Origin of the sequence: Daejeonella sp. (assembly GCF_037719425.1) — a bacterium.
GTDB lineage: Bacteria > Bacteroidota > Bacteroidia > Sphingobacteriales > Sphingobacteriaceae > Daejeonella.
This window is the reverse complement of sequence record NZ_JBBJNI010000096.1, coordinates 1-15,916: the sequence shown is the minus strand read 5'-3', so window position 1 is coordinate 15,916 and position 15,916 is coordinate 1. Positions and strand designations below refer to the sequence as shown.

At 42.2% G+C, this 15,916-nt stretch carries 16 protein-coding genes and 2 pseudogenes; 16 read left to right on the top strand and 2 right to left on the bottom strand.

Annotation, left to right across the window (positions count from 1 at the left end):
• From WKF69_RS12875 to WKF69_RS12855, 5 genes and pseudogenes are all read left to right on the top strand, one after another.
• A pseudogene (locus WKF69_RS12875) lies at window positions 1-170 on the top strand (imidazole glycerol phosphate synthase subunit HisH); the annotation flags it as partial.
• A 4-nt stretch (window positions 171-174) separates the two neighbouring features.
• The gene (gene hisA, locus WKF69_RS12870; protein WP_340382453.1) at window positions 175-924 is read left to right on the top strand and encodes a 1-(5-phosphoribosyl)-5-[(5-phosphoribosylamino)methylideneamino]imidazole-4-carboxamide isomerase; all 750 of its coding nucleotides are present in this window, start codon (window positions 175-177) and stop codon (window positions 922-924) included.
• Between the two features lie 12 nt (window positions 925-936).
• Complete coding sequence (gene hisF / locus WKF69_RS12865) at window positions 937-1,743, top strand: imidazole glycerol phosphate synthase subunit HisF (RefSeq protein WP_340382451.1); 807 nt, start codon at window positions 937-939, stop codon at window positions 1,741-1,743.
• 88 nt (window positions 1,744-1,831) lie between these two features.
• Window positions 1,832-2,431: pseudogene (gene hisIE / locus WKF69_RS12860) on the top strand (bifunctional phosphoribosyl-AMP cyclohydrolase/phosphoribosyl-ATP diphosphatase HisIE); the annotation flags it as partial.
• Between the two features lie 55 nt (window positions 2,432-2,486).
• On the top strand, window positions 2,487-3,401 hold the full coding sequence (locus WKF69_RS12855) for a WD40 repeat domain-containing protein (RefSeq protein ID WP_340382450.1): 915 nt from the start codon (window positions 2,487-2,489) through the stop codon (window positions 3,399-3,401).
• A 7-nt stretch (window positions 3,402-3,408) separates the two neighbouring features.
• On the opposite strand, the gene WKF69_RS12850 is transcribed toward WKF69_RS12855, so the two are convergent.
• Window positions 3,409-4,191 (bottom strand): C40 family peptidase, encoded by a 783-nt coding sequence (locus WKF69_RS12850; protein ID WP_340382448.1) that lies wholly within the window; start codon window positions 4,189-4,191, stop codon window positions 3,409-3,411.
• A gap of 183 nt (window positions 4,192-4,374) precedes the next feature.
• On the opposite strand from WKF69_RS12850, the gene WKF69_RS12845 reads away from it, so the two are divergent.
• The gene (locus WKF69_RS12845; RefSeq protein ID WP_340382446.1) at window positions 4,375-4,842 is read left to right on the top strand and encodes a universal stress protein; all 468 of its coding nucleotides are present in this window, start codon (window positions 4,375-4,377) and stop codon (window positions 4,840-4,842) included.
• A gap of 163 nt (window positions 4,843-5,005) precedes the next feature.
• Here the strand turns inward: WKF69_RS12845 and WKF69_RS12840 are convergent, their stop codons facing one another.
• Window positions 5,006-5,356 carry a 4Fe-4S dicluster domain-containing protein gene (locus WKF69_RS12840; protein ID WP_340382444.1) on the bottom strand — a complete coding sequence of 117 codons (351 nt, stop codon included), beginning with the start codon at window positions 5,354-5,356 and terminating at the stop codon, window positions 5,006-5,008.
• 100 nt (window positions 5,357-5,456) lie between these two features.
• Here WKF69_RS12840 and WKF69_RS12835 point away from each other — a divergent pair, with 100 nt between their 5' ends.
• From WKF69_RS12835 to WKF69_RS12790, 10 genes are all read left to right on the top strand, one after another.
• Entirely contained in the window at window positions 5,457-6,482 is a 1,026-nt protein-coding gene (locus tag WKF69_RS12835) for an acyl-CoA reductase (RefSeq protein WP_340382442.1), read from the top strand.
• 124 nt (window positions 6,483-6,606) lie between these two features.
• Entirely contained in the window at window positions 6,607-6,810 is a 204-nt protein-coding gene (locus WKF69_RS12830; protein WP_340382440.1) for a fructose-6-phosphate aldolase, read from the top strand.
• A gap of 2 nt (window positions 6,811-6,812) precedes the next feature.
• Window positions 6,813-7,493, top strand: coding sequence for an ATP-binding cassette domain-containing protein (locus WKF69_RS12825; protein ID WP_340382438.1), 681 nt, complete (start codon window positions 6,813-6,815; stop codon window positions 7,491-7,493).
• Between the two features lie 82 nt (window positions 7,494-7,575).
• Window positions 7,576-8,163 (top strand): nucleotide exchange factor GrpE, encoded by a 588-nt coding sequence (locus tag WKF69_RS12820; protein WP_340382436.1) that lies wholly within the window; start codon window positions 7,576-7,578, stop codon window positions 8,161-8,163.
• 62 nt (window positions 8,164-8,225) lie between these two features.
• A complete protein-coding gene (gene dnaJ / locus WKF69_RS12815; RefSeq protein ID WP_340382434.1) occupies window positions 8,226-9,392 on the top strand; it encodes a molecular chaperone DnaJ in 1,167 nt (388 codons plus the stop codon).
• A 263-nt stretch (window positions 9,393-9,655) separates the two neighbouring features.
• Window positions 9,656-11,689, top strand: a complete 2,034-nt coding sequence (locus tag WKF69_RS12810; protein WP_340382432.1) for a TonB-dependent receptor — start codon at window positions 9,656-9,658, stop codon at window positions 11,687-11,689.
• A 192-nt stretch (window positions 11,690-11,881) separates the two neighbouring features.
• Window positions 11,882-12,997 (top strand): AI-2E family transporter, encoded by a 1,116-nt coding sequence (locus WKF69_RS12805; protein WP_340382430.1) that lies wholly within the window; start codon window positions 11,882-11,884, stop codon window positions 12,995-12,997.
• A gap of 113 nt (window positions 12,998-13,110) precedes the next feature.
• On the top strand, window positions 13,111-14,007 hold the full coding sequence (locus WKF69_RS12800) for an ABC transporter ATP-binding protein (protein ID WP_340382428.1): 897 nt from the start codon (window positions 13,111-13,113) through the stop codon (window positions 14,005-14,007).
• A 3-nt stretch (window positions 14,008-14,010) separates the two neighbouring features.
• On the top strand, window positions 14,011-15,312 hold the full coding sequence (locus WKF69_RS12795; RefSeq protein WP_340382426.1) for an ABC transporter permease: 1,302 nt from the start codon (window positions 14,011-14,013) through the stop codon (window positions 15,310-15,312).
• A 51-nt stretch (window positions 15,313-15,363) separates the two neighbouring features.
• Window positions 15,364-15,879, top strand: a complete 516-nt coding sequence (locus tag WKF69_RS12790) for a hypothetical protein (protein WP_340382424.1) — start codon at window positions 15,364-15,366, stop codon at window positions 15,877-15,879.
• Window positions 15,880-15,916: the final 37 nt, after the last annotated feature.

Here is a 15,916-nt window from a genome sequence, read left to right as displayed (position 1 = left end):
ACTCTTATTTTATAGAATTTAATTCTAAATTTACGATCGCTTTGGCAGAATACGGAATAAAATTTTCTGCGGTTATTCAAAAAGATAACTTTTATGGCGTGCAGTTTCACCCTGAAAAATCCGGTCTGGCCGGCGAACAATTATTGAAGAATTTCTCACAACTAACATAATCACATGTATATAATCCCAGCCATTGATATTTTAAACGGAAAGGTTGTCCGCCTCCGCGAAGGAGATTACGAGCAAGCTACTTTTTATGATGTTACCCTCGAGGAAATGATCGAGAAGTATCAGTCAAACGGCACAGAATTCATACATATCATCGATTTAAACGGCGCAAAAGGTGACTTCAGCAATCAGAAATTTCTGTTTGAGATCATCAATAAAACAGACATCAAAGTCCAGTATGGCGGTGGCGTTCGAAGTATCGACAAGGTAAAAGAGCTGATCGATTCGGGTATACACAGGATTATTGTTGGCACACAGGCGCTTACCAATGCAGAATTTCTTCCAGAGCTCAGTACGGAGATTTGCGGAAAATACAAATCCCAGGATCAAATAGTCGTAGCTATAGATGTGCTGGATGAAGTCATCAAGTATTCGGGCTGGATGGAAAGCTCTCCCATAAAGATGATGGATTATGTTGACAAATGCCTCCACCTTGGTTTCTTCAGGTTCCTTTGTACGGATATCGACAAGGACGGGAAGCTGGGCGGTGTCGGAGTTGATCTGTATAAGAAGCTTCTGGAGCATTCTCCTTTTATTAAGCTCATTGCGTCGGGTGGTATCAGTTCAATGGACGATATTGAAAAACTTCAGGAGATAAAAGTAGAATCTTGTGTTGTTGGAAAAGCGATTTACGAAAAACGCATTACCATTGAAGAAATAAAAGATTGGAACCTAAAAGCCTTGATCAGCTTTTAATTGATCTCTGCTTTGACTAGCCAAACAACCCATGCCTTTTCAGGAAATCTTGTAACATACACGAGCCTGGCCAAAAGAATAATTCCCTGCCTTGATGTAAAAGACGGCCGTACGGTTAAGGGTGTCAATTTTGTAGCTTTGCGCGATGCTGGAGACCCGGTAGAGCTTGCTTATCAATATTCACAACAAGGCGCTGATGAACTAGTATTCCTGGATATCACAGCTACTCACGAAAAACGTAAAACACTTGTAGAGCTGGTAAAATCAGTTGCTACTCAAATAAATATTCCATTTACTATTGGTGGCGGAATAAATGAGATCGCTGATGCTGATATTCTGCTAAACTCCGGCGCGGATAAGATCTCAGTTAATTCATCAGTGGTCAGAAATCCGGCTTTTATCGACGAACTCGCGCTTGCCTTTGGGAAACAGTTTGTGGTGGTGGCGATAGACACTAAATATATAGACGGTAAAAACTATGTCCATCTGAACGGTGGTCGGATTAAAACGGATATTGAAACAGAGGTCTGGATCAAAGAAGCAGAAGAACGCGGAGCAGGAGAAATATTACTTACGTCGATGGATCATGACGGAACTAAGGGAGGATTTGATAACGGCTTATTAAAGAAGATCAACGATACCTTGGGAATTCCATTGATCGCTTCCGGAGGTGCCGGCAATGTGCAGCATTTTGTAGACCTGTTTCATAAAACAAACGTCGACGCTGCATTAGCAGCTTCAGTTTTTCACTACGGTGAGATATTGATACCGGATCTTAAAGAAGAGCTGAAACGGCATAATATTGAGGTAAGAATATAATGTTACCAGTTGTTAGTTGTTGGTTGTTGGTTGTCGGACTAAGCGTCTAGACCACCCAACCTAAAAACTAACAACCAACAACCAACAACTACCTATGAAGATTGATTTTAACAAAAGTGATGGACTTGTTCCGGTGATCATTCAGGATGAGAAAACTCTTGAGGTTCTGATGCTGGGATATATGAATGACGAGGCATATCAAAAAACTGCGTCGGAGAACAAAGTAACCTTTTTTTCAAGGACTAAAAACCGTCTATGGACAAAAGGAGAAGAGAGCGGAAATTTCCTGAATGTTATTTCAATAAAGCAAGATTGCGATAATGATACACTGCTTATAAAGGTTAAGCCCGAAGGTCCAACCTGTCATACAGGTTCGAGAAGCTGCTTTAACACTGAATATAATCAAAACTTTATTTTTGAGCTTGAAAATATCATCGCTGACCGTTATACCAACCCGGTCGAGAGCTCATACATAAATAAGCTTCGCGGGAAGGGTTTGAATAAAATAGCCCAAAAAGTAGGTGAAGAAGGTGTGGAAACGGTTATTGCGGCCCTGAATGAAACCGAAAATGACTTTGTAAACGAAGCTTCTGATCTTGTTTTCCACTTGCTGGTGTTGATGAAAGAAAAGAGTGTAAGTCTGGAAACCATCGCAAAGAATCTGGCTGACCGGCATCCTGTTAAATAAACGGAAAACTGAAAGTGGAAAACTGAAATCCGGAGTTAGAACCATACTCTCTGCTATGATCGAAATTAAGCTTAAGGGAACTCTTTCTGGCCATCAAAATCCAATATTTACAGCAGAAAACTCCCAAAAACCCGGAATCCTTTTTACCGCAGGCAATGATAAAGGTGTGGTGGAATGGAGCCTCAAGACAATGAGCTTTATCAAGGTCATGTTCCCGGTTCGTTCTTCGGTATATACCCTGCACTGCCCGATAGGCAAGCCTCTTCTAATAGCGGGGGAAAGAAATGGTCAGGTGGACATCTTTGATTTTACAGAACAAAAAGTAACACATGTACTGCAGCACCATAAGCTTCCTGTCTTTGACATAAGAACGGTAGTGAGCAAAAACGAACTGCTTCTTTCATCTGAGGACGGAACAGTATCGGTCTGGGATCTGCTGAGCATGAAAATGCTATATAACTTCAAGGTTTCCCCGGATACCGTCCGTGTTATTAGTATTAGTCCGGATGAAAAGACAGTGGCATTTGGCTGCAAGGATAATAACGTTAGGATATACCGGCTTGAGGATTATAGCCTGATTGCAGAGCTTAATCAGCATAGCCTTCCCGTTACTTCCCTTCAATTCTCACCTGATGGAAAATTTCTCCTGTCCGGTAGCAGGGACGCTCAGCTGAAAGTATGGAGCACATCCGACTATACTCTCACTCAGAACATCGCAGCGCACCTTTTCTCTATTTATAGCATTGCATTTCATCCCGAACTCCCCTATTTCGCTACAGCAAGCAGGGATAAAAGCATCAAGATCTGGAATTCAGAGAATTTTGAGCTTAAGAAAACACTGAGCTTTGATAAAGGCTACGAAATGCACCGCCTTTCTATAAATAAGATTATTTGGGATTCAGAGAACAGGTTAATCTCTGTTGGCGATGATAAGCTGGTAAAGGTTTGGGATGTAAGTTTTGAATTGTAGGTACAACTTAAAGTCTTTTTATAATCCTCAGCTTATGTGTATACCTTTTCAATTCAGTAGCATAAATTCCCTGATTATCAATTGCGTCTATCCGAACCCTGCCCGACGCGTGAATTATCCGTTCATTATCGAGCATAATGCCAACATGAACGATCCTACCCTCTTCATTATCAAAAAAGGCGAGGTCCCCCGCTATGCACTCTTGCAGAAAGCCTACAAGTTCGCCTTGTTCAGCCTGCTGATAGGCATCGCGTTTAAGTTTTATCCCAAACTGCCTGAACACCATTTGTGTTAGGCCAGAGCAGTCAATACCGAAAACGGACTTTCCTCCCCACAAATAAGGCGCATTCAGGTAGAACAGGGCCACACTGGGCACGCCAGTTCTGAACTTATCTTTTGCAGGAGTTACAGCTTCCCCTTCCAGCCTGTATTTGGTATCCCTTAGGTAGAAAAACCCGTCGAGGGTATTTGGAATATTAGAGCCCGCAATTAGACTGAGTTTTTCATTGCTTGACGTTTTTGTTACGCTATGAGTAATTGAAAGGCCAAGGATTGTATTCAGATCGTGGAGAGCTACAAATGCAGCATGCTCAATCTCTTCAAATTGCTTGCGGTCAATCCAACCCTCGTACTCGTCATGCGCTGTCAATATCCTCAGCCATTTATCTGCCGATTCCAGTATGGTGAAATGATCCCCGAATAATAACTGGGACGACATTTCGCTTCGGTCCGAGGGTTCGGCCCGTAATGGTATCAGACAAAGATTACAGACGCCAAACTGCTGATTCATAATGCAAACAAACCGATGTAAGCGTAATTGGAGTAAATAAGGTCCAAATATATAAAGAACATCAGTGTAAACGAGTAGCAAATATAAAAAGATAGGGCAGCGAATCTGCAAACTTTTGCTTTTAAAGAGAAAGCTGCACTTTGCAGTAGGGAAACATAAGTTAGTGAAACTTGTTATTATATTATGAAAACCCAGGATACAATAAGTAGAATTTTAATCGCGGTTGAAGACAGTCCTTATTCAGATCAGGCCATCCGGTATGGTATGATGCTGGCAAAAAAAATGGGTTCAACAGTAGCTCTCGTTCATGCCGATGAAATACCTGTAAATACCCCGTTTATCGCCGATCCAATGCTGAGTGAAACTCCGTTAATGATCCCTGAAATGATGGAGGTCCAGGAAGAAGCCAGTAAGAGTCTATTTAAAAGGATCGAAGATCAATACGGTGACGTGAAAATGACAACTTATATGCGGATTGGTCGTCCCCAGGACGAAATTCTCGCTGTATCAGAAGAATATAAAGCAGATTTGATCATTTTAGGAACTCATGGAAGAACGGGCCTGGATCACTTTATTTCGGGAAGTGTGTCGGCAAGTGTTGCGAAACGAGCGAAATGCCCGGTGTTGATTATTCCGAAACCGGAGGCTTGAGGTCGGAGGTCGGAGGTCAGAGCTAAACGTACCTCACGGTGTAAATCCAATAACTGCGTTTCACTTTATCCTTCCGGCATCAGACTTCCGACATCCGACTTCAGCCCTCACAAAAAAGGCGGCTACTCATAAAGTACCCGCCTCTCCATTAAAAGTATATCTTCTACTCAGCGTGAAGCCATGTTTTTTTAGCAAGCAGCTCTTCACGGCTTTCGCGGATGTCTTCGTCATCAACACAGCAATCTACAGGACATACGGCCGCGCATTGAGGCTCATCGTGAAATCCTACACACTCTGTACATTTATCAGGAACGATATAATAAACTTCATCTGAAATTGCAGATTGAGTTTCGCCTGCATCAAGGGTAGTACCGTCTCCAAAATCAATCACTCCACTCAGTCCCGTGCCATCTGAAAATCTCCATGCAGCCCCGGCATCATAAATTGCATTATTCGGGCATTCTGGTTCACATGCCCCGCAGTTAATACACTCATCGGTGATTTTAATTGCCATCTCTGTCTAAAATTCTATTTGTTAAGTTAATTTTACACCCAATCGGGGGTAATTGTTTTAAAACGACACAAATATAACATTATTTGAAGTATTTTTTTTGATGACTGAGATTTTGACAACCAAACAACGATTGGAGGCTTTTGCGAAATTAGGGACGATTTTAAAGAATCCCGAACAAGATTTGATCGCGCTGATACATTCTGCAAAGCAATTTAATGCCTGGTTTACCCCCGAGAGTACAGCGAAGGCCGTGGAAGCAATTGCTGAAATGCTAAACGAAGCGGATCTGGAGCAATGGATTGGAGACGATGCACAGTCTGTACAACACGATCCATATTCAGTGGGCCTTATTCTAGCCGGGAACATTCCGCTTGTTGGATTTCACGATATCCTATGTGTCCTCGCAACAGGTAATAGAGCCCTGATCAAACTTTCATCTCAGGACATAAAGCTGATCCCTTACATTCTTCAGAAATTAACAGAAATAGAACCGGGCTTTAAAAAACAGATAGAATATATCGATCGTTTGGTTGATTTTGATGCAGTGATCGCTACAGGGAGTGATAACACATCCCGGTACTTTGAATATTATTTCAGCAAGGTCCCCCACGTCATCCGCAGGAATCGTAACAGCGTAGCCATTCTGAATGGAAATGAAACGAGCGATGAACTAACAAAACTTGGCCACGACATTTTCGATTACTTTGGTCTTGGCTGCAGAAATGTATCAAAGATCTATGTTCCGCGCGGGTACGATTTCAAGCATTTTTTCGAAGGGATTGAGAGCTTTAAACCCATTATCGATCATCACAAATACAATAACAATTACGATTATAACAAATCAATTTTTCTTGTAAATCTGGATAGACATTTAGATAATGGATTCCTGTTGCTAAAGGAGGATGAACGTCTAGCTTCTCCCCTTGCGGTACTCTATTACCAGGAATATGACGACGTGCGGATGCTGGAGAAGGAACTCATCGAAAAGGCAGATCAGATTCAATGTGTAGTGTCAGGCGATAAACTAGGGATTGAAGCGGTAAACCCGGGCGAAAGTCAGAAGCCAAAGTTATGGGACTATGCAGATGGGGTGGATACGGTGGCTTTTTTTAGGAATATCAAGTAAGAAGTATCAGGTAGAGGTATCAAGACCAGCTTACCATACGTTTAAACAAAGTTCATCCATTCCTTTTCTTAAATCTTAATACTTGATACTAGCGACTTAATACTAATTCGTAACTTTGAACCTCATGTATGTAATAAAGGTTAAGGGTGTTGCTAAAATCCCGGATTATGTTCAGTTAAGGGACGAAAAATTTACTTTGCTGGCATATTTTCGTCTGGATAGACCTGAGAAGGCACTTGACAAGGCCGGACTAGCGGAACACGCTAATTACATTATGGATACCATTAGAGACCTCCCTTTCGGGCAAATACTAAAATTAGATATCTGATTATGACTGGTAATTCTGTTATTAAATTACAGGGCGTCGATGTTTATCAGCAAAAGCACCTGGTATTAAACAATGTTGACCTCCATATTGATAAGGGCGAGTTCGTCTTCCTTATCGGACAAACCGGTTCCGGAAAAAGCAGTTTGCTAAAAATCATTTATGGCGACCTTCATATCGGAAATGGCGAGGGGCAAGTAGCGGGCTTCGACCTCAAGAAACTGGCAGAGAAGGATGTCCCTTTTCTTCGGCGTAAGCTTGGTATCGTGTTTCAGGATTTCCAGCTACTAACCGACCGAACTATTGAGCAGAACCTCGAGTTTGTGATGAAAGCAACAGGCTGGAAGGATAAAAAGCTTATTTCGGAACGTGCCCGCGATGTTCTGGAAAAAGTAGGTTTACGTTCTAAGATCAAAAAAATGCCACATGAGCTTTCCGGCGGTGAGCAACAGCGAGTAGTGATTGCCCGCGCATTGCTTAATGATCCGGAATTAATTCTCGCAGATGAGCCAACCGGAAACCTGGACCCTGACACTTCAGAAGAAATAGTAACCCTTTTGAAACAGATCAGCCTTTCAGGAACATCTGTACTTATGGCGTCGCACGATTATCACATTATCCGCACATTCCCTTCAAGGATAATCAAATGTGAGGGCGGACAGGTGCATGAGGATGTAACGATATAATCACTGCCACTCTGTCCTATTTAAACTTTTGGCAAAAAAATTGTCATACGCAGTCATGCGTCTTTCAGACATGTTGAATAAAATGAAGAAGAATAAAATGGAAGAGAATAATTTACCTGATGATCGGGAATTAAATGAATTGCAGGAAGATAATCTTGCACCGGAATCGGAAGAACAAGTTGAAACAGAAAATACGGATGAAGCTAAAGATGGCTCTTTATCTGAAGAAGAAAAATTAAAAGCAGAAGTCGCAGAATGGCAGAATAAACACCTCCGTCTTTACGCAGAATTCGATAACTTCAAACGCCGCACAAGTAAAGAACGACTTGAATTACTACAAATAGCAGGCAAAGATGTAATCGTCGATCTTTTACCGGTTCTTGATGATTTTGAACGGGCACAAAAATCAATGGAAACTGCTACTGATATTGAATCAGTAAAAGAAGGAGTAAAGCTTGTTCATCAAAAATTGAAAAACACGCTTACAAATAAGGGATTAAAGGAGATGGAAGCGAAAGGGAAAGAATTTGACGCCGACGTTCATGAAGGAATTACAAACATTCCTGCACCTTCCAATGATCTAAAAGGAAAAGTTATTGACGAGTTGGAAAAGGGCTATTATCTTAATGATAAGGTGATCCGGTTCGCGAAAGTTATTATAGGATCATAAAAATGAAGCTCGTTAAATTGGGGATTTAACAAGCTTATCATCAGGCATTATTGCTAAATAAAATGGGGAAAAAAGATTATTACGATATACTAGGCGTCACCCGTACTTCAAATGCGGATGAAATAAAAAAGGCATATCGCAAAATGGCCATCAAATATCATCCGGACAAGAACCCTGGTGATAAGAAATCTGAAGATAACTTCAAGGAGGCTGCCGAAGCATACGAGGTTCTTAGCAATGCTGATAAAAAGAAGCGCTATGACCAGTTCGGCCATGCGGGCGGTGCGGCAAGCGCTAATGGCGGTGGATATGGTGGCGGAAATATGAACATGGACGATATTTTCAGCCAGTTTGGGGATATTTTCGGTGGCGGCGGTGGAAGCCCATTTGATAGTTTTTTTGGTGGCCAGCAGCAATCGCGCGGAGGCCGTCGTGTTTCAAGAGGCAGTAATCTGCGGATCAAGGTCAAATTAACTCTGGAAGAGATAGCGAAAGGCGTAGAAAAAAAGGTTAAAGTTAACAAGCAGATCATTTGTGAAACCTGTGACGGAAGCGGTGCAAAAGACAAATCTTCATTCAATACCTGTCACACCTGTAACGGGAGCGGTTCTGTCAGGCGTGTTACGAATACGATTCTTGGTCAAATGCAGACTACCAGCACCTGCCCTACTTGTAATGGTGAAGGAAGCGAAATAACTGCAAAATGTACAGTTTGTCATGGTGATGGCCTGACAAGAGGTGAAGAAACGATCAATATCAATATTCCTGCCGGTGTAAGTGAAGGAATGCAGTTATCGATGAGCGGCAAAGGAAATGCGGCCCCCCGTGGTGGAATTTCCGGAGATCTTATCATCCTGATCGAGGAGCTTGCCCATGAGTTCCTCAAAAGAGAAGGAAATAACATTATATATGACCTCCATGTGAGTTTCGTTGACGCGGCAATCGGATCAAGCGTAGAAGTTCCTACTATAGACGGTAAAGCGAAGATCAAGATAGAGCCTGGAACGCAGGGCGGCAAAATACTTCGTCTGAAAGCTAAAGGGGTTCCGGAGGTCAATTCTTATCACCGGGGCGATCAACTCATTTATGTTAACATTTGGACACCAAAAGCATTATCAAAAGATGAACGCGAGATGCTGGATCAACTCCGAGATTCTCCAAACTTCAAACCACAACCTGGAAAAAATGAAAAGAGCTTCTTCGATAAAATGAAGGAGTATTTCGAATAACTTCAAGCTCTGAGCTATCAGCTTAAGCTTCTTTCTCAAAATATGTAAAGGCCTGTCCCCATCAAGGATGGGTTTTCTATATTCTGGTACCAGGTTTTCATTCAGAAATTTTACATAAAACACATATTTCTTTAGACAATAGGACAGCAAATGGATAGAAGTTTTGATAATTTAGCATTGCCTAAATAAAACTAACAAGGCCGTCTCTAATGAATATCCCTGCAAAATCTAGCGCCTTCGGTACTATTTTAATAATAGCATTTATGCTGTCTTTCAACACCGGGTTTTCTCAAAGTAAAGTTGATTCAATACAGCGAATGAATGAAGTGGTGGTTAGAGGATATATTTCGGAACAGCTTATCCTGAAAACACCTTCCTCGGTCAGCATAATAAGCAATAAGGCTTTGAGAGACCAGCCCGGAATTTCTATGCTGCCTGCATTTAACAGCATTGCGGGCGTTCGTATGGAAGAGCGATCGCCCGGAAGCTACCGTTTATCTATTCGTGGAAGCTTACTTCGCTCCCCTTTCGGCGTTAGAAATGTTAAAGTATATATCGACGATTTCCCGCTGACAGATGCAGGCGGGAATACTTATCTGAATTCTCTCGACGTAGGAAGTATCAATAATATTGAGATCCTCAAAGGCCCGGATGGAAGCTTATTCGGGGCAAATTCAGGAGGTGTTGTATTGTTGAATCCATTCGATAAGCGGTCCGACAGCTCGTGGGCATCTGCCCATATCACCAGTGGCTCGTATGGTTTGTTCCAGGAAAAGATTGGCGTACAGAAAAAGTGGACTAATAATTCTTTAAATATCAGTCATTCCTACCAAACCTCAGATGGTTATCGCGAGCACAGCTCGATGCAGCGTCATTATGGGCAGGTTGGATATCGCTGGAACTATTCCAAAGCCACCCAACTCCGTTTTCTAGCGCTATACTCTGATCTTGATTATCAAACTCCCGGCGGACTAACAACTGCTCAATATGCGGCGAATCCAAAACTTGCCCGACCGTCAACGGCTGCTGTTGCGGGCCCTGTTGCGCAGAAAGCCAGGATTGAGAACAAGACTTTCTTCGGAGGATTAGTAAATGAAACTAACTTGTCAGGTAACTTTCGCCATGTTCTTGCTCTTTTTGGATCTCATACTGATTTCCTTAACCCTTTCATAACCAATTATGAGGTCAGGGATGAAGGAACTTTGGGTCTTCGGACCTATTTCGAACTCGTTAGTAACGCGAATAAGGCTATCAATTGGAAATGGAATGCTGGTCTGGAGTTACAGGGCACCAACGCCGATATAGCAAACTACACGAATAACAGAGGAGTGAGGGGAAATATTCAGGCGCAGGATGATATCATGTCACGCCATTTTTTTTATTTCACCCGATTGTCGGCCAATATCGGTGAAAAGCTAACCGCTGAAATCGCTGCCAGCTTCAATTATTACAAATACGAGTTTGACAAAAATGTTCAGACTGCTACTTCTCACTCCGTGAGGAAATTTGATCCCCAATTAATGCCCCGCTTTGCTTTGTCTTATCAGATAAGCGACGGTATGGCCTTACGAACTTCTGTAAGCCGCGGCTATTCAACTCCTACAATTGCTGAAGTTAGAGCATCAGACAATAAAATAAACCCTGCTCTTGAATCCGAAACAGGCTGGAATTATGAAGGTGGAATTCGCCTACGCGACAGAACTGACCGATTCTGGCTGGACGCATCCCTCTTCAATTACAGATTAGAGAGTGCCATCGTACGCCGGGTAAATGCTGATGATACTGAATTCTATTTGAACGCCGGAGGCACAAAACAATCTGGTTTCGAAACACAGGCATCTTACTGGCTAATCCACCCGGGTACAAAAGGATTTGTAAGTGGTTTACAGCTTCAGAACAGTTATACTTTGAGCAAATATTACTTCAGAAATTACCTTAGCAGAGCTGCTAATTACTCAGGCAATCGCCTGACAGGAGTGCCGCGAGGAGTAGTAATAAGTGGTATTGATCTGCGGATTGAACGACATTTCTATCTTTTCGCGCAACATAACTATACTTCTAAGATCCCTTTAAATGATGCGAACAGCCTGTTTTCCGGAGATTACAACCTGATACATTTCAAAGCTGGCTGGAGAAAATCAACTCCAGGAAAACCCACCTTAGATATCTTCGCTGGCGTGGATAACCTTCTCAATGAAAATTATAGCCTGGGCAACGACCTTAATGCGTTTGGTGGCCGGTACTTTAATGCCGCTCCCCGAAGAAATTTCTTTGGCGGAATTAAAGTAACGCTTTAAACAGTGGACAGTTGACGGTTGACAAGTGGAAAGTTTAAGCGGTTAGGAAAACTTTCCGTCCTGTTGGCAGACACTTCACCAGCAATATAAACCGCTACTACCGAAACTTGATGATGAATTGATTGTTACCGGTAAATGGTGTGGATCAGCCATCCTTATCTGAAACCTTTTATCTCAAACTGAAAACACATCATGTTCACAGCCACTCCATCCCTTTCAAAAAGCATATCCATTCTGTTCTTTGCTTTCCTGGTGATCAGCGGAATGTATTTTGGCCGGGAGTTCCTTATCCCGATTGCTATCGCGTCGCTGCTGGCAATGCTTTTTTTACCTTTTTCAAGATGGCTCGAAGGCAAAGGTATTAGTCGTGCTGTGGCAAGCTTACTGTGTGTTCTTTTGCTCTTAGTTGGTATCGCGGGGATTGCGGCACTTCTTTCCTGGCAGGCTTCAGACATTACCAATGACTTATCTCAAATTGGTGACAGACTTGTTAAAATCGCCGCGGACCTAAAGCAATTTATAGCAAAAAACATTGGTATTTCAGCTGAAAAGCAGAAAGAATGGTTGAGTAAGCAATCTTCATCCGGGGGCTCAACCATAGGTACTGCGGGTGCAATTTTGAGTTCGGTAATGCGCATATTGGTAGATGGCATACTGGTTCTGGTCTATCTATTCCTCTTCATCTGCTTACGAGCTCATCTGAAAAAGTTTGTGCTCATGATCGTACCGACAGGAGAATCAAAAGAAGCGGACCAGATAATCAATGATGCCGGAAAAATGGCTCAAAAATATATCTCAGGGATGGGCCTCATGATCGTCATGCTCTGGATATTGTATGGAATTGGATTTAGTGTCGCCGGGGTTGAAAATGCTTTATTTTTCGCTGTCCTTTGCGGCATCCTCGAAATAATCCCCTTCATAGGAAACCTTATGGGAACATCGTTAACTGTCCTGATGGTATTATCTCAGGGCGGGGATGATAAAATGATCTTAGGAGTTCTTACCACCTATCTGATCGTTCAGTTCCTGCAAACTTATATTCTGGAACCTCTCGTTGTAGGTTCGGAAGTAAATATTAATCCCCTTTTCACTATTCTGACCCTGGTTTTATTCGAAATTATATGGGGAATACCTGGATTGATTCTTGCAATCCCCATGATTGGCATTGTAAAGATTCTTTGCGATCATATCAAGCCCCTCAAGCCCTACGGGTTCCTTATAGGAAAAGAAAAGAACAGCGTTCCAGAAATATTCACTATCCTTAAAAGCTGGTTTGGAGGTTCGACAACTAAAAAAAATAAAGCCTGACCTTTCCTTTTGGTAATATTTTAATAATTTACACTTCTAACCATGACGAAAGTTCCATGTAACTAAATGGCCATGCGCCCATCTAAACTTCGTTAAAACCATAAAATAAAGAGATGCTGAGTATCAGAAATATTGTTAAGCAATATGCCAATCATCGCGCTTTAGATGATGTATCTATAGAAGTTGAAAAAGGAAGTGTATTTGGGCTTCTGGGTCCAAACGGGGCCGGAAAAACTTCTTTGATCCGAATAATAAACCAAATTACCGCACCAGACAGCGGGGAAGTTTTTCTCAATGGAGAAAAATTGAATCAATCTCACATCTCGAAAATAGGATACCTTCCGGAGGAGCGTGGTCTTTATAAGAAAATGGAGATTGGTGAGCAAATGCTCTACCTGGCGCAATTGAAAGGAATGAGTAAAGCCGACGCTACCCAACGGGTCAAATACTGGTTTGAAAAAATGGAGATCGAAAGCTGGTGGAATAAAAAGGTTGAGGATCTAAGCAAGGGTATGCAGCAGAAAGTTCAGTTTGTGGCTACGGTTGTGCACGATCCTGAATTGATCATTCTGGATGAGCCATTTTCAGGCTTCGACCCGGTAAATGCGCAGGTAATCACCAATGAGATATTGGAATTGAACAGTAAAGGCGCGACGATCATATTCTCTACTCACAGGATGGAATCGGTGGAACAATTGTGTGACAGCATAGCGCTTATCCACAAATCAAAAAAGATACTGGACGGCAAAGTAAAAGATATTAAAAACGCGTATCGAAGCAATACTTATAGAATTGGTTTTACAGGCCAGTTAAAGCCATCAGAAAATGAAATGTTCAATGTGATCGATCAAACTACTGAGAATGACCTGATCTATTTAACGGTGAAAGTCCAGGACAAATACTTGCCAAATGATGTGCTTAAGTATTTAATTCAACAAGTGCAGGTGAGCGAATTCATGGAAGTAATTCCAAGTATGAACGACATATTTATTCAGAATGTAAAGAATTAAGTCATGAACAAAACCTTACTCATAATTAAAAGGGAATATTTTAGCAGGGTTAAAAAGAAGTCATTCCTGCTAATGACCTTTCTGGTACCTATGCTGATCATTGGGATGTACGCACTGGTAATCGCGTTATCTATCAGCGGTGGTGATAATGTACCCACCGTGGAGGTCATAGACGACAGCGGAATTTTTACCAAGGGCTTAGAGGATAAAAAATCGGTAAAATTCCATACGTCAACCGAGCCGCTTGATCAGGCTAAACAAAAAGTTATCGCCGATGATGGAGCTTTTCTTCTTCATATACCGAAGGATATTGCTACCGGAGGAAAGCTAGAATTGTTTTCGCAAAAAAAGGCGGGGTTATCTGTTATGAGCACCATTGAAGATCAGCTTAATGATCAAATGAGGAACAAGATGCTTCAGGATGCCGGAATTGATGCAGCAACGCTGGATAATATCAAACCAGATATTGAGATAGTTTCGAAGCAACTAACCCTGGAGGGCGAAAAAGACAGCAGTTCGGGGGCAGCAATGGCAGTAGGCTTTGCAGCTGCAATACTTATCTACATGTCGCTTTTCATCTACGGCATTCAGGTAATGCGCGGGATTATAGAAGAGAAAACAAGCCGGATAGTAGAAGTGGTGATATCCTCTGTACGTCCTTTCCAACTCATGATGGGTAAGATCATCGGCATTGGACTGGTTGGTTTAACACAGTTTCTTCTCTGGATCATTTTGTCCGGCACGTTAATGACAGTGGCGACAAAAGTACTATTTAAGGATAAAATGGAAATCGTAAAGTCACAGTTGCCTGCCGCACAGCAACAGGTTGCAGCCCAATCGGGGCCGGGCACAGATATAGTAAAAGCGATACAGACGGTTGAGTGGAGTTACATACTACCAGCGTTCATCATATTCTTTTTTGGAGGATATATGCTCTACAGCGCGCTATTTGCAGCGGTAGGGTCGGCTGTGGACAGTGACACCGAAACCCAGCAGTTTATGCTACCCATTACTCTGCCGCTACTCTTCACATATATTATGTCCTTTAGCTTTATTGTCAACAATCCAGACAGTTCTCTCTCATTCTGGCTAAGCATTATACCGTTTACATCCCCTATCGCGATGATGGTCCGGTTACCTTTCGGAGTTCCAATGTGGGAATTAGCCTTATCCATAGTGCTTCTTATTGGTGGTTTTATTTTCACAACATGGGTTGCTTCGCGGATATACCGGATAGGTATTCTGATGTACGGAAAGAAAGTCAGTTTCAAGGAACTTGGAAAATGGTTTATGTATAAGGGTTAGTCGTTGGTTGTTGGTTGTTAGAAGGACCGCGGCGATTTAATGTTCCTCAATATGGATAATCCAGATATTTCCAATCCTAACCAACCGAACCGGGTAGCAATACTGGATCTGGGGACCAATACATTTCATTTATTAATAGCTGATATTAGTTCAGGTGGCCCGGAAGTTGTTTATCAGGATACAATAGCAGTCAAACTTGGCGAAGGGGGCATCTCCCGTTGTGATATCTCAAAGGAAGCTTTTGAGCGGGGACTTAAAGCGATAAGAGCCTTTAAAGAAGCTATCGACCATCACCAGGTTACAAGGGTAAAAAGTGCAGCAACTTCTGCAATCAGGAGTGCGTCAAATGGTGCTGACTTTATCGAAAAGATTAAATCGGAAACCGGGCTCAATTTGGAAATAATTGACGGGGAACGGGAGGCAGAACTTATTTACATTGGAGTAAGAGCTGCTGTAAACCTGGAGCAGATGAGCCTGATCGTGGATATTGGCGGCGGCAGCGTGGAATTTATTCTTTGTGATAAGAACAGGATAGTCTGGAAAAGAAGTTTTGAAGTAGGCGTTTAGTTGATAATCATTTTATAGGTGAAGGGCGGTTTTTCGA

Coding starts and splice junctions, on each gene's coding strand:
- hisA (WP_340382453.1), top strand. CDS start 175: ATGTATATAATCCCAGCCATTGATATTTTAAACGGAAAGGTTGTCCGC.
- WKF69_RS12855 (WP_340382450.1), top strand. CDS start 2,487: ATGATCGAAATTAAGCTTAAGGGAACTCTTTCTGGCCATCAAAATCCA.
- WKF69_RS12850 (WP_340382448.1), bottom strand. CDS start 4,191: ATGAATCAGCAGTTTGGCGTCTGTAATCTTTGTCTGATACCATTACGG.
- WKF69_RS12845 (WP_340382446.1), top strand. CDS start 4,375: ATGAAAACCCAGGATACAATAAGTAGAATTTTAATCGCGGTTGAAGAC.
- WKF69_RS12840 (WP_340382444.1), bottom strand. CDS start 5,356: ATGGCAATTAAAATCACCGATGAGTGTATTAACTGCGGGGCATGTGAA.
- WKF69_RS12835 (WP_340382442.1), top strand. CDS start 5,457: ATGACTGAGATTTTGACAACCAAACAACGATTGGAGGCTTTTGCGAAA.
- WKF69_RS12830 (WP_340382440.1), top strand. CDS start 6,607: ATGTATGTAATAAAGGTTAAGGGTGTTGCTAAAATCCCGGATTATGTT.
- WKF69_RS12825 (WP_340382438.1), top strand. CDS start 6,813: ATGACTGGTAATTCTGTTATTAAATTACAGGGCGTCGATGTTTATCAG.
- WKF69_RS12820 (WP_340382436.1), top strand. CDS start 7,576: ATGAAGAAGAATAAAATGGAAGAGAATAATTTACCTGATGATCGGGAA.
- dnaJ (WP_340382434.1), top strand. CDS start 8,226: ATGGGGAAAAAAGATTATTACGATATACTAGGCGTCACCCGTACTTCA.
- WKF69_RS12810 (WP_340382432.1), top strand. CDS start 9,656: ATGCTGTCTTTCAACACCGGGTTTTCTCAAAGTAAAGTTGATTCAATA.
- WKF69_RS12805 (WP_340382430.1), top strand. CDS start 11,882: ATGTTCACAGCCACTCCATCCCTTTCAAAAAGCATATCCATTCTGTTC.
- WKF69_RS12800 (WP_340382428.1), top strand. CDS start 13,111: ATGCTGAGTATCAGAAATATTGTTAAGCAATATGCCAATCATCGCGCT.
- WKF69_RS12795 (WP_340382426.1), top strand. CDS start 14,011: ATGAACAAAACCTTACTCATAATTAAAAGGGAATATTTTAGCAGGGTT.
- WKF69_RS12790 (WP_340382424.1), top strand. CDS start 15,364: ATGGATAATCCAGATATTTCCAATCCTAACCAACCGAACCGGGTAGCA.